The organism is Pseudomonas sp. VMV1 (assembly GCF_056790235.1).
The window spans coordinates 952490-964859 of the sequence record NZ_JBXGSE010000001.1; the positions used below are offsets into that span (position 1 = coordinate 952490).

Sequence of the window (12370 nt, forward strand, 5' to 3'; positions counted from 1 at the left end):
ATAAAGGCCGGGTTAAGCTCTGGCGTTTGACGAGGAGTAGCCCATGGCAGACGAGTTGTACCTCGACAGCTTTCGCGAATGCCGCTCCGCCGGCAGCCCCTTGGCGACCCTGTTGCTGGCCCATGGGGCAGGGGCGGGGATGGACAGCGCCTTCATGCAGCAGCTGGCCGAGGAGCTGGCCCGGCGCGAGATCCGCACCCTGAGATTCGAATTCCCCTACATGGCGCGGGCCCGTGCCGAAGGCCGGCGGCGCCCGCCCAATCCCGCGCCGGTCCTGCTGGAGCACTGGCGCCAGGTGGTGAAGCGCTGGCGAGCAGCAGAAAGCGGACCGCTGTGGCTGGCGGGCAAATCCATGGGTGGGCGGATGGCCAGTCTGCTGGCCGACGAGCTGGGCGCAGAGGGCCTCATTTGCCTCGGTTATCCCTTCCACCCGGCCGGCAAGCCGGAGCGTCTGCGCACCGAACACCTGGCGACCCTGGCCACGCCGACGCTGATTGTCCAAGGCGAGCGGGATGCCCTGGGGTCGCGAGAGGAGGTGGCGGGCTACACCCTGGCGCCAAGCATCGAGGTGCAGTGGATCGCGACCGCGGACCATGATCTCAAACCACTCAAGCGCAGTGGCCTGAATCAGGCCCAGGTGCTGGTGGACACGGCGGCGCGGGTGGCGGGCTTCGTGCGGACCAGCGGCTAGATCACCCGGAAACCACTGGTGCCATCCCGCCGTAACTGCTCGACCAGGCCGAACTCCCAGTCCAGGTAGGCCTGCATGGCTTCCCGCGGGGCGTCGGTGCCCTCATAGGGGCGCCGGTAGCGATCACGCCGGATCGACAGCAGCCGCGTCTCGCCGGCTTCGACCGGCAGGCCGGCGGCCAGCCAGGCGGCGGTTCCGCCCTCCAGGAGCAGGACCGGCCGGTCAGTGGTGGCCTGGACGTCGACGGCGGCGAAGGCGGCCAGTTGACCACTGCCACAGGTGCAGACATAGCGCTCGGCGGGTGGCAGCTGCGTTGGCAGATCGGCGCGCAGCACCCAGGCCGCGCCGGGGATATGCCTTTGCACATAGGTGGCGCTGGCGGTGACGTCCACCACCAGGGTGCCTGGCTCGGCCAGCAATTCCTGCAGCCGCGTCACCGAGATGCGCTCCACCGGCCCCGGCATGGGCACCGGTGCCTGCCAGGGGCCGGTGGCACTCATGGCGCTCGTCGGGATGTCGTCGACCACCGCAACCGCCCAGCCCATCTGCGCCAGCCAGGAGGCGCTCATGTTGGCGCGCACGCCGTCGTCGTCCACCAGCGCCAGGCGCGCGCCACGCACCGGGGCACTGTGATCGGTCTCCTGCACCAGTTGGCCGCCGGGAGTGGAGCGGGCGCCGGGCAGGTGGCCGGCGGCGTATTCCTCGGGAGTGCGCACATCGATCAGGTAGTTCGTGCGACTGTCATCGGCGTGCCAGGCGTTCAGCTCGGCGAAGGCCAGGCGGGTGACGCCGGCACGGTCGGCGACTTGGCGCGCGCGCACTGCGGCGGTCGTCCTGGTGTCCGCTCCCACCTCACCAAAGCGACGTCGCTGACCCTGTTCCAGATCCTGGCCGGCCAGGGTCCAGCCGATGGTGCCGTTGCGCAGGGCCGCCACCGGATTGGGAATGCCGGCATTGATCAGCGACTGGGCGCCGATCAGGCTGCGGGTACGGCCGGCGCAATTGACGATGACCCGGGTCCGGGGGTCGGGTGCGAGCTCGGCCACCCGCAGCACCAGTTCGGCACCCGGCACGCTGACCCCGCCGGGAATGCTCATGGTCTGGTATTCCTCGAAACGGCGGGCGTCGAGGATCACCAGATCGGCGCCCTGATCCAGCAGCGCCCTGACCTCCTCGGCGGGCAGCGAGGGCGTATGGCGCCGAGCCTCCACCAACTCGCCAAAGGCCTTGCTCGGCACATTGACGTCGATGAAGAGTTCGCCGCCGCTGGCGCGCCAGCCTTCCAGGCCGCCGTCGAGCAGGGCCACGTCGGTGTAGCCCAGGGCCCGCAGACGCTCGGCTGCGCGTTCGGCCAGGCCCTCGCCATTGTCGTAGAGGGTAATGGCCACGTCGCGCCGTGGCAGCCGCGACCAGGCCTCCAGTTCCAGGCGTGACAGCGGCAGGTTGGCGGCCCACAGCGGATGGCCGGCGGCGAAGGTGTCTTCCTCGCGGACGTCGAGCAGGGCGACCTCGGCGCCGGCGAGCAGGGCCTGGCGGATGTCTTCGGGCGTACGGATGACGGTCATGGCGTGGCGGTCTCCTGGGACAGGTCCCACAGGTTGGGCAGCTGGCGATTGGTGTAGCCGGAGATGAAGGGCTTTTCCTGGCCATCCTCGGCATAGACGGCGCGACGCACGGCGCCGATGTTGCCGCCATAGACATGGATGCTGATGGAGGTGCGGTCGGCATGGGCGTTGCTGACCTGGTGGATGTCGCCCACCCGCGGCGAGACCGCTTCCACCTGGCCCGGCTCCAGGCGCACGGGCGCGCCTTCCGGCAGCAGGCGACCGGCGGGGTCGCGGGCGAAGCCCTGGGCAATCTCTGCCCCGCGCAGCATGCCGATCAGGCCCCAGGTACGGTGGTCGTGCACCGGAGTGGCCTGGCCCGGACCCCAGACGAAACTCACCACCGAGAAGCGCTGGCGGGCATCGGCATGCAGCAGGTACTGGCTGTAGCGCTCGGGGCGGGGCAGGGCACAGTCCTCGGGCAGCCAGTCGTCATGGCGGACCAGTTCGCCGAGCAGGGCGGCGCCGCGCTGCAGCAGCTGAGCTTCGGCAGGGTGTTCGTCGACCAAGGTGGCGAGGTCATGCAGGAACAGGCGCAGGCGATCGAGCCTAGGGGGCATGGCGGGCTCCACGGATGAGACGGGTGGGCAATGCCGGCCATTAAAGCAAGGTCAGGGCCTGGCGCCTTAGATCGATTGGTTCTGTGCTAAAAACCATTAATCGCATAATTATACAATTTATTTATCCATGTCGTGCATATTAGGTTATGCACAATCGATATTTCCGTCTCGGCGACTCACAACGGTAGGTTCTAAGCAGACCAGGGCAACGCCCATCGCCCTGGCGCTTCTTCTGCTTTCGGAGCCCATGCATGACCGCCTTCCCCAACCCCCTCGCCAGCGTCCGCGCCCAGGTGTCCGCCGCCGAATGGGAGGCGCGGGTCAAGCTCGCCGCCGCCTATCGCCTGGCCGCCCGTGAACGCTGGACCGACCATATCTATACCCACTTTTCGCTGAGGGTGCCGGGCCCCGATGTGCACTTCCTGATCAATCCCTTCGGCCAGACCTTCGACGAGATCACCGCCTCTTCGCTGGTGAAAGTAGACATCGACGGCGAGATCGTCCTCGACCCCACCGGGCTAGGCATCAACCCGGCCGGCTACGTGATCCACAGCGCCATCCACCGTGCCCAGCCGGACCTCCATGCGGTGTTGCACACCCACACGGCCGCGGGCATTGGCGTGTCCGCCCAGCGCGGCGGATTGCTGATGATTTCCCAGCACGCCATGAGGTTCTTTGGCCGCCTGGCCTATCATGGCTACGAGGGCGTGGCCCTGGATCTGGACGAGCAGAGTCGGCTGGTGGCCGACCTCGGGGCGCACCCGGCGATGATCCTCTGCAACCATGGGCTGCTGACCGTGGGCGCGAGTCTGGAGGAAGCCTTCTGGCACCTCTATTACCTGGAGCGTTCCTGCGCGGCGCAACTGGCGGCGCAGAGCGGCGGTGCCGAGCTGGTGATCGCCGCGGACGCCATCGCGCAGAAGGTCAGCGACCTCATTCCCGGCAACCTGGCGCGCGGTGCCCATGTCCGTCACTGGGAGGCGGCGGTACGCCAACTGGAGCGCCACGAGGGCCGGGAGTACGCGCAATGAAGCGCTTACTCGCCACGCTGGGCCTGGCGCTGCTGCTAGGGCAGGCCCAGGCGGCGCCGGATCTCTCCGGGGTGACCCTGGTGCTGGGCGACCAGGCCCGCGGTCTGCGCGCCATGATGGAAGCCGCCGGGACCCTCGAAGGCGCGCCCTACAGCTATCGCTGGGCCAACTTCCAGGGCGCCGCGCCGCTGTTCGAGGCCCAGCGCGTCGGCGCGGTGGATACCTCCTACGCCGGGGACCTGCCGGTGCTGATGGCCGCGTCCGGCGGCGTGCCGCTCAAGCTCGTCGCCACCAATGTCGGCTATCCCCAGGCCAATGGCCTGCTGGTACAGAAGGATTCGCCGATCCGTTCGGTGAGGGACCTCAAGGGGCGCACCGTGGTGGTGTCCTCGGCCAAGGGCAGCATCTCCCAGCACCTGCTCTATGCCGCCCTCGAAGAGGCTGGCGTCAAGCGCGACGAGGTGACGGTCAAGTTCGTGCTGCCCACTGATGCCAGCGCCGCCTTCAATGCCGGGCAGATCGACGCCTGGGCCACCTTCGATCCCTATCTCGGCATCGCCGAGCAGCACGGCGCCCGGTTGCTGCGCGATGGCCAGGGGCTGACCACCGCGCTGGGCTTTCTCACCGCCACGCCAGCGTCGCTGGAGGACCCGGCCAAGCGCGCCGCCATCGCCGATTTCGCCGGGCGCCTGGCCCAGGCGCGGGCCTGGGCGGTCGCCCATCCGCAGGACTATGCCCGGGTCTACGCCGAGCTGACGCGCCTGCCGGAAGGTGCCGCGGTGGCTATTTCCACCCGCACCTCCCGTGGCCTGCGCCCCGTGCAGCCGGCGGACCTCGCTGCGGTACAGCAGGTGGCGGATCTCTTCAGCGAACTCCAGGTGCTGCCCAAACCGGTCGACGTCGCCGCCCTGGCCGATGCCAGTGTCTTTACCCAGGAAGCCAAACCATGACCCTCATCCGCCGTACCCTGCTGGCGCTACCGCTGCTGCTCGCCGCCAGCGCGGCCCTGGCCGCCGAGCCCCTGACCCTGCGCATCGCCGACCAGAAGGGCAACATGCGCGCCCAGTTGGAGGCGGCCGACGGCCTGCGCGACCTGCCGGGCTATCGCATCCAGTGGGCGGAATTTCCCGCCGCCGCGCCCCTGGCCGAAGCGCTTAATGCGGGCGCGGTGGATGCCGGCATCATCGGCGATGGCCCGCTGCTGTTCGCCCTGGCCGCCGGCGCGCCGGTCAAGGCCATCGCCGTGGACAAGTCCGATCCCTATGGCACGGCGGTGATCGTGCCGCGCGACTCGCCACTGCGGAGCGCGGCCGATCTCAAGGGCAAGCGCATCGCCACCGGGCGCGGCTCCATCGGCCATTACATCGCGCTCAAGGCGCTGGATTCCGTGGGCCTGACCGCCCGGGACGTGAGCTTTCGCTTCCTTGGTCCGGTGGATGCCAAGATGGCCCTGGCCAATGGCTCGGTGGATGCCTGGGCGACCTGGGAGCCTTATACCGCCCAGGCCGAGGAGGTCGACGGCGCCCGGGTGCTGGTCAGTGGTCGCGGACTCTGGGCGGGCAACAGCTTCCTGGCCGCCACCGACACGGCCCTGGCCGATCCGGCCCAGCGCGCGGCGCTGCAGGACTACCTCGACCGTCTGGCCGCTGCCCAGCGCTGGGGCTACGCCCACCTCGATGGCTATGCCAAGACCCTGGCGCAGATCATCGGCTTTCCCGAGGCGGTGGCCCGGCTGCAATTCGAGCGCCGCCAGCTGCACTGGGAACCCATCGATCCTGGGGTGGTGGCCGACCAGCAGACAGCGGCGGACTTCTACCACCGCAGCGGCCTGATTCCGCAGCGTCTGGAGGCCCGGGCGACCTTCGCCGAGGGGTTCCGGGTAAGCAAGCCGGACGAGCCGCGGCAGGCGGCGCGGGAGTAGGGTGGTAGGAATCTCCCGGTGGTGTTGGGCTTCGCGTTGCTCAGCGCCAACCTACTGACAGGGCACCCCCTCTCCCCGGGGGAGAGGGCTGGGGTGAGGGAAATACCCACCCATCCTTGACCTATCTATATAACCCATCCTTATTTCAAAAAGGCTTAACAGCTTGAGTAGGCTATAAGCCAATCCCATGGATGAGCGTGCCACGATGCCCTTACGTCTTCCCTTCACCCGTCGTCCCCTGGCTTTGGGACTCACCGTAAGCCTGCTCATCGGGCTGGTCGCTGCACCCCAGGTGGCCCAGGCCGAGGGTACCCTGCGCATCTCCGAACAATTCGGCGTGTCCTACCTGATCCTGCATGTGCTGCGGGACCAGCAACTGATCGAGAAGCACGGTAAGGAAGAGGGCGTCGACATCAAGGTCGACTGGATAAAGCTGTCCGGTGGCGCAGCCGTCAACGAGGCGGTGCTGTCGGGCGCGGTGGACGTCGGCTCCGCCGGGCTCGGGCCGCTGTTCACGCTCTGGGACCGCACCCATGGTCGACAGAACGTCAAGGCCGTGGCCAGCCTGGGGGCCTTTCCCAACTACCTGGTCACCAACAACCCGCAGGTGAAGACCCTGGCCGATTTCACCGCCAAGGACCGCATCGCCGTGCCGGCGGTCAACGTCTCGGTGCAGTCGCGCTTCCTGCAGTACGCCGCCGCCCAGGCCTTTGGCGAGAAGAATTGGAATCGCCTGGATCCCCTGACCGTGGCGGTACCCCATCCGGATGCCACCGCGGCGGTGATCTCCGGCGGTACCGAGATCGACAGCCACTTCGCCAATCCGCCATTCCAGGAGCAGGAACTCGCCAGCGGCAAGGTGCACAGGGTGCTCAGTTCCTATGACGTGCTCGGCGGGGCCGTCTCGCCCAACTTGGTGTTCGTCACCGAGAAATTCCGCCGGGACAATCCCAAGACCTACAAGGCCTTCCGTGAGGCATTGGTCGAGGCCGGGCAGATCATCGAGAAGGACAAGGCCACCGCCGCCCGTACCTACGTGAAGGTCGAGCATTCCCGTCTCGATCCGGCGCTGATCCAGCGGATCATCGAAAGCCCCGAGGTCAACTTCGACACGGCGCCGCAGAACACCCTCAAGCTTGCCCAGTTCATGTACCGCATCGGGGCCATCCGCAACCAGCCCAGCGCCTGGCAGGACTATTTCTTCGTCGATGCGCCCAACCAGAACGGCAGCTGACCCCTTTTCCCTTACGGGTTCCACCGGACCACCGGACGAGCCCTCGACATCTCGAGGTCTCCCATGGCTATTCCTTCGATTTTTCAGCGCCTCGGGCTGCTCATGGCGAGCACGACCCTGGCACTGTCCGCCCAGGCCGCCGAGCCGCAGAAGATTCGCCTCGGCATCAACGACAGTCCGCAGAACGCCGCCCTGGAGCGTGCCGCCGAGGTGGCGCGGGAAAAGGGCGTGGAGGTGGAGATCGTCGCCTTCAGTGACTGGAACACGCCGAATCTGGCGCTCGCTCACGGCGACATCGACGTCAATTACTTCCAGCACCAGCCGTTCCTGGACAACGCCAACGCCCAGAACGGCTATGGCCTGGTGCCCATCGCCTATGGTGTGGAAAACAAGGTCGGCCTCTATTCCAAGCGCGTGAAAAGCTTTGCCGAGGTGCCGGACGGCGCCACCGTGGCGGTGGCCGACGACCCGGTCAACCAGGGACGCGGGCTGCACCTCTATGCCCGCGCCGGTCTGATCCAGCTCAGGCCGGATGCCGGCCCAAAGGCGAGCCTGCAGGACATCGTCGCCAATCCCCGCCACCTCAAATTCATCGAGCTGCCCGGGCCGCAACTGGCGCGGGTACTGGACGACGTGACCCTGGCGCAGAGCTATCCCTCGCATATCCTCGCCGCGGGTACCACGGATCCCAACAGTGCCCTGCTGTTCAGTGACGACGAAGCCAGCGGTCACCTCTACGCCCTGAGGTTCGTGACCAGGCCAGACAAGGCCGCCGACCCGGCGATCCGCACCTTCATCCAGGTGTTCCAGCACGATCCGCGGGTGCGCGAGGCCATCGCCAAGGCCTATGGCAATCCGCAGCTCTACAGCCTGGCCTGGCTGAATCGGCAGGAGGTATCACGATGACCAGTGCATTGCGTCACTCTCCAGCACCGCAGATTCTCACCGAACCCGAGCGCCTGGCCGCACAGGAGCATCTGCGTCTGACCGGGGTGCAGAAGGTCTACACCGGCGGCGCGGTGCCCGTCACGGCCCTGGCGGACATCGATCTGTCCATCGCCCGTAGCGAGATCTTCGGCATCATCGGCCGTAGCGGTGCTGGCAAGTCCAGTCTGATCCGCACCCTCAATCGGCTTGAGGATGTCAGCGCCGGCCAGGTGCTGGTCGACGGCGTGGACATTGGCACCTTGAAGGGCGACCGGCTGGTGGCGCTGCGTCGACGCATCGGCATGATCTTCCAGCACTTCAATCTGCTGGCCTCGCAGACGGTGTTGGAAAACTTGGCGCTGCCGCTCAAGGCTGCTGGCTTTCGCCGCGACGAGATCGAAGCCCGGGCCCGGGAATTGCTGGAGCTGGTGGGCCTGCAGGGCAAGGAGCAGGTCTATCCGTCACGGCTGTCCGGTGGCCAGAAGCAGCGGGTGGGCATCGCCCGCGCGCTGATGCTCAAGCCCGAGCTGCTGCTCTGCGACGAGGCCACCTCGGCCCTGGACCCGGAAACCACCCAGTCGATCCTGGCATTGCTGCAGGACATCAATCGGCGCCTAGGCCTGACCATCGTGCTCATCACCCACGAGATGGCGGTGATCCGCCAGATCTGCGACCGGGTGGTGGTACTGGAGCACGGCCGCATCGTCGAGCAGGGACCGGTGTGGCAACTCTTCGGCGCGCCCCAGGCAGAGGCCACCCGTGCGCTGCTGGCGCCGCTCTCCGCACAGTTGCCGCCGGATCTCGCCAATCGGCTGAGTGCCAGCCGCCAACCTGGCGCGCGGACAGTGCTCGAACTGACCTATGACGGCCAGGGCGTGGAGCCCGACTTCCAGGCGTTGGGCCAAGCGCTTGGCGCGCCGCTGGAATTGCTGCATGGCGGTATCGATCGCATCCAGGGGCACGCCCTGGGCCGCTTGCTGGTAGCCACGACAGCGCACGAGCGGCGTCTGGCCGCCTTTCTTGGGCAATCTGGCCTGTTCGCCCGCGCGGAGGTACTGGGTTATGTCTGAGTTCATGCTCAAGGCGCTGTGGAAAGCCTTCCTCGATACCCTAACCATGGTCAGCGTGTCCGCGGCCATCGTCTGGTTCGCCGGCATCGCCCTGGCGGTGGTGCTGGTCACCACCGGGCGCGGCGCCATCTTCGCCGCGCCCACCCTCAACCGGGTGCTGGGCACGGTGGTCAACGCCTTTCGCGCCACGCCCTTCATCATCCTGCTGGTGGCCCTGATCCCGCTGACGCGGCTGATCACCGGTACCACCATCGGCGTCTGGGCGGCGGTGGTTCCCATCACCCTCAGCGCCACGCCGTTCTTCGCCCGTATCGCCGAGGTCAGCCTGCGCGAAGTTGGCGGTGGGGTAATCGAGGCGGCCCAGGCGCTGGGCTGCGAGCGGCGGCACATCGTCTTCAACGTGCTGTTGCCCGAGGCGCTGCCCGGCATCATCGGTGGCTTCACCGTGACCCTGGTGGCCATGATCGGCGCCTCGGCCATGGCGGGCGCCATAGGCGCGGGCGGGCTGGGCGACCTGGCCATCCGCTACGGCTACCAGCGCTACGACACCCAGGTGATGGCCGTGGTGATCGCCATCCTGGTGGTGCTGGTGTGCGGTATCCAGTTCATCGGCGACCGCTACGTGCGGCACCTGCGGGCGCGTTAGCTGAGGCGCTCCAGATAGGACGGCAGTTCTGGGTCGGGCAGCACCGACAGTACCTTGAGCCGCTGCAGGGTGCGGTCGCGGCCGCGCAGGAGGTGGTTGCGCAACTGGCTGGCCGCCGCATCGGGACTGCCCACCAGCAGGGATTCCAGCACCAGGCGATGCTCCACCAGCACCGCCTCGTCCAGCGGGGTGCCGAGCGACTGGTGGAAGATGCGTGACACATTCAGCGGACTCTGGCTGTGAGCGATGAGTTGGGCCAGCTTGCGATTGCGCAGACCGGCCAGGCAGCGCCCATGCAGATCCGCCTCGATGCGCTCCACCGCCGCCCAGGAAGTGGGGGCGGGCTGGTCGGCCAGTTGCTCGAGCCGTTCGAGCATATCCAGCAGTTCGCTGCGCGCCAGCCCCGGCGCGGTCTGCAACAGCGCCTCGGGTTCCAGAAGCGCGCGGATCTCGTAGTCGTCGCGGATGGCCTGGGCGGTGAGGGGGCCGGCCAGCCACTGGCCATAGGGCTCCTTTTCCACCAGGCCGCGATCGCGCAGGCGCATCAGGGCTTCGCGGACCACGGCGCGACTGACGCCCAGGTGGTCGGCAGCCGGCTGCTCGTCCAGCCGGAAATGGCCGAAGAGCATGGCGTGGCTGACGCAGGCGGCGATTTCGTCGCCGACCCGCTCGCCCAGGGAGCGCGTATCGATCAGTTCGTCGCTGCTGCCCAGGCCGAGCAACTGCCGCGTCAGCGGCTGACGCTGCGGCTCGCCCGCGGTACCGACCGGATCGATCAGGTAGCCGCGCCCCTCGAAGCGGCGAATCAGGCCTTCCTCCTGCAGCAGCGTCAGCGCCTGGCGCACCGGTACCCGGCTGGTGCCGAACAGTTGCGCCAGCGGCGCCTCGACCAGCACCAGCCCCGGCGCCGCACGGCCGGCCAGGATGGCTTCGCGCAGTGCACTGCGGATCATCGCGTAGCGCGCGGCGGTACGACTGTCATCGAGGGGGGCGGGGACTGCTGCCGACATCGGGGACCTTCCGGAAACGAGATGAGAATTGTGGCACAGGCTCACGGCCTTTCGCGCGTTACCGGTGGGGTCAGGTACACGCACGGTAACGGGGCAGGCGTTACGGTTCTGCACAAAAATGGATCTATTTAATTTAAGTACATTTTATTGGCTTGGGGTGAGGGCAGGTTCAGATGACCCCTATTGCCTCTGTTTGTGAGCGGGCTGCGGCCTTTTGCTAAAGCTGGCACAAAGCCTGCTCTATTAAACGTACCAAATTATAAAATGTACGTTTAAGGAGTGACGATGGAATCCGCTCAAGCCCTGGCAATGGATGCGGTCGGTCTCGGTGAAGCCTATGCCGCCGGGACCCTCGATCCGGTCGCGGTATTCGAAGCGGCCCTGGGGTGCGCCCAGTCTTCCTCTTCCGTCTTCATCACCCTGACGATGGCACGCGGTCGCGCCGAAGCCCTGGCTTCCAGGGAGCGCTGGCGCGCTGGACAGCCGCGTTCGCCGTTGGATGGCGTACCCCTGGCCTGGAAGGACCTCTTCGATCTGCAGGGAGAGATCACCACCTGCGGTGCCGGACTTCGCCGCGCAGCGTCGCCTGCCACGATCGATGCCGTCATGGTCCAGCGCCTGAGCCAGGCTGGGCTGGTCAGCCTGGGCAAGGTCAATCTCAGCGAGTTCGCCTATTCCGGCATCGGCTTGAATCCCCATTTCGGTACGCCCGCCAACCCGTGGGCGAGCGGCGAGGTGCGTATCCCGGGAGGCTCCTCTTCCGGTTCGGCGGTGGCCGTCGCCGCGGGGATCGTACCCCTGGCCCTCGGCACCGACACTGCCGGGTCGGTACGCCTGCCGGCCGCCCTCAATGGCCTGGTGGGCTATCGCCCCAGCCTGGGTCGCTATCCGGCGGCTGGCATCTTTCCGTTGGCCGCCTCCTATGACGCACCGGGTCCGCTGGCGCGCAGCCTGCGTGACGTGCAGTGCCTGGATCGCCTGCTGGTGGGCGGCGCTGCTCGACCGCTGCCGGCGGCAACGGATCTGCGGGTGGTGCTGGATGTGAGCGTGCTGGACGATGCCCGGATAGAGCCGGCGGTGCGAGCCAATCTGCTTGCCGCCGCCGAGCGGCTGGCCCGTGCCGGGGTAAGTGTGGAGCGCCGCGCCCGCACGGTCTTTGCCGAGGCCCTGGAGTTTCTCGCCGAGGAAGGCTGGCCAGGTGCGGTGGAGGCCTTCGCGCTGCACCGCGACGTGCTCGACGGTCCCGACGCCGCGCGCCTGGATCCGCGGGTACGGCAGCGCCTGGAGCGTGCGCGGGCGTTGCCGGTCGACCATCTGGCCGTTCTGCATGAACGCCGCGATCAGCTGCGGGCGCGCTTTGCCGCCGAATTCGCCGAGGCCCTGCTGCTGGTGCCGACAGTGAGCCGCGTGGCGCCGCTGCTGGCCCCTCTGGAAGCCGACGCTGATCTGTTCGCCGTTACCAATCTGGAGCTGCTGCGCCTGACCATGGCCGGGAGCCTGCTCGGTGCGCCTGGCGTATCGCTACCGAACGGCCGCGATGCCCAGGGCCTGCCCACCGGCCTGCTGCTGGTGGCCCCGGCGGCGGCGGACGAGCGCCTGCTCGATGCCGCCACGGCCCTGGAAGCTCAGCTCCGCGTCTGATTTCAAGCGGCGGTGGCGGGGGCCCGGCTCCGCCA

General features: G+C 67.7%; 12 protein-coding genes. 9 read left to right on the top strand and 3 right to left on the bottom strand.

Annotation, left to right across the window (positions count from 1 at the left end; translation table 11 throughout):
- The first annotated feature begins 43 nt into the window (after nucleotides 1-43).
- Complete coding sequence (locus ACUCV0_RS04525; protein ID WP_482212108.1) at nucleotides 44-691, top strand: alpha/beta family hydrolase; 648 nt, start codon at nucleotides 44-46, stop codon at nucleotides 689-691.
- Here ACUCV0_RS04525 and ACUCV0_RS04530 read toward each other — a convergent pair.
- Together ACUCV0_RS04530 and ACUCV0_RS04535 are read right to left on the bottom strand one after the other, a co-directional pair.
- A complete protein-coding gene (locus ACUCV0_RS04530) occupies nucleotides 688-2256 on the bottom strand; it encodes a rhodanese-related sulfurtransferase (protein ID WP_313649609.1) in 1569 nt (522 codons plus the stop codon). The two genes, ACUCV0_RS04525 and ACUCV0_RS04530, sit on opposite strands and share 4 nt — an antisense overlap.
- On the bottom strand, nucleotides 2253-2855 hold the full coding sequence (locus ACUCV0_RS04535; RefSeq protein WP_059314578.1) for a cysteine dioxygenase family protein: 603 nt from the start codon (nucleotides 2853-2855) through the stop codon (nucleotides 2253-2255). Before ACUCV0_RS04535 ends, ACUCV0_RS04530 begins: the two co-directional genes overlap by 4 nt.
- Nucleotides 2856-3106: 251 nt before the next feature.
- Between ACUCV0_RS04535 and ACUCV0_RS04540 the strand changes: the two genes are divergently transcribed.
- The 7 genes from ACUCV0_RS04540 (at nucleotide 3107) to ACUCV0_RS04570 (ending at nucleotide 9684) form a co-directional block, all read left to right on the top strand.
- On the top strand, nucleotides 3107-3886 hold the full coding sequence (locus tag ACUCV0_RS04540; RefSeq protein ID WP_482212109.1) for a class II aldolase/adducin family protein: 780 nt from the start codon (nucleotides 3107-3109) through the stop codon (nucleotides 3884-3886).
- The gene (locus tag ACUCV0_RS04545; protein ID WP_059314580.1) at nucleotides 3883-4836 is read left to right on the top strand and encodes an ABC transporter substrate-binding protein; all 954 of its coding nucleotides are present in this window, start codon (nucleotides 3883-3885) and stop codon (nucleotides 4834-4836) included. The genes ACUCV0_RS04540 and ACUCV0_RS04545 overlap by 4 nt, the downstream gene beginning before the upstream one ends.
- Complete coding sequence (locus ACUCV0_RS04550; RefSeq protein WP_482212110.1) at nucleotides 4833-5807, top strand: ABC transporter substrate-binding protein; 975 nt, start codon at nucleotides 4833-4835, stop codon at nucleotides 5805-5807. The genes ACUCV0_RS04545 and ACUCV0_RS04550 overlap by 4 nt, the downstream gene beginning before the upstream one ends.
- A 205-nt stretch (nucleotides 5808-6012) precedes the next feature.
- A complete protein-coding gene (locus ACUCV0_RS04555; RefSeq protein WP_059314582.1) occupies nucleotides 6013-7041 on the top strand; it encodes an ABC transporter substrate-binding protein in 1029 nt (342 codons plus the stop codon).
- 63 nt (nucleotides 7042-7104) lie between these two features.
- Nucleotides 7105-7947, top strand: a complete 843-nt coding sequence (locus tag ACUCV0_RS04560; protein ID WP_482212111.1) for a MetQ/NlpA family ABC transporter substrate-binding protein — start codon at nucleotides 7105-7107, stop codon at nucleotides 7945-7947.
- A complete protein-coding gene (locus tag ACUCV0_RS04565; RefSeq protein ID WP_482212112.1) occupies nucleotides 7944-9038 on the top strand; it encodes a methionine ABC transporter ATP-binding protein in 1095 nt (364 codons plus the stop codon). Before ACUCV0_RS04560 ends, ACUCV0_RS04565 begins: the two co-directional genes overlap by 4 nt.
- A complete protein-coding gene (locus ACUCV0_RS04570; RefSeq protein WP_323150089.1) occupies nucleotides 9031-9684 on the top strand; it encodes a methionine ABC transporter permease in 654 nt (217 codons plus the stop codon). The genes ACUCV0_RS04565 and ACUCV0_RS04570 overlap by 8 nt, the downstream gene beginning before the upstream one ends.
- Here the strand turns inward: ACUCV0_RS04570 and ACUCV0_RS04575 are convergent.
- Nucleotides 9681-10694, bottom strand: coding sequence for a GntR family transcriptional regulator (locus ACUCV0_RS04575; protein ID WP_482212113.1), 1014 nt, complete (start codon nucleotides 10692-10694; stop codon nucleotides 9681-9683). The two genes, ACUCV0_RS04570 and ACUCV0_RS04575, sit on opposite strands and share 4 nt — an antisense overlap.
- A 285-nt stretch (nucleotides 10695-10979) precedes the next feature.
- Here ACUCV0_RS04575 and ACUCV0_RS04580 point away from each other — a divergent pair, with 285 nt between their 5' ends.
- Nucleotides 10980-12335: an amidase gene (locus ACUCV0_RS04580; RefSeq protein ID WP_482212114.1), complete on the top strand. Its 1356-nt coding sequence runs from the start codon at nucleotides 10980-10982 to the stop codon at nucleotides 12333-12335.
- Nucleotides 12336-12370: the final 35 nt, after the last annotated feature.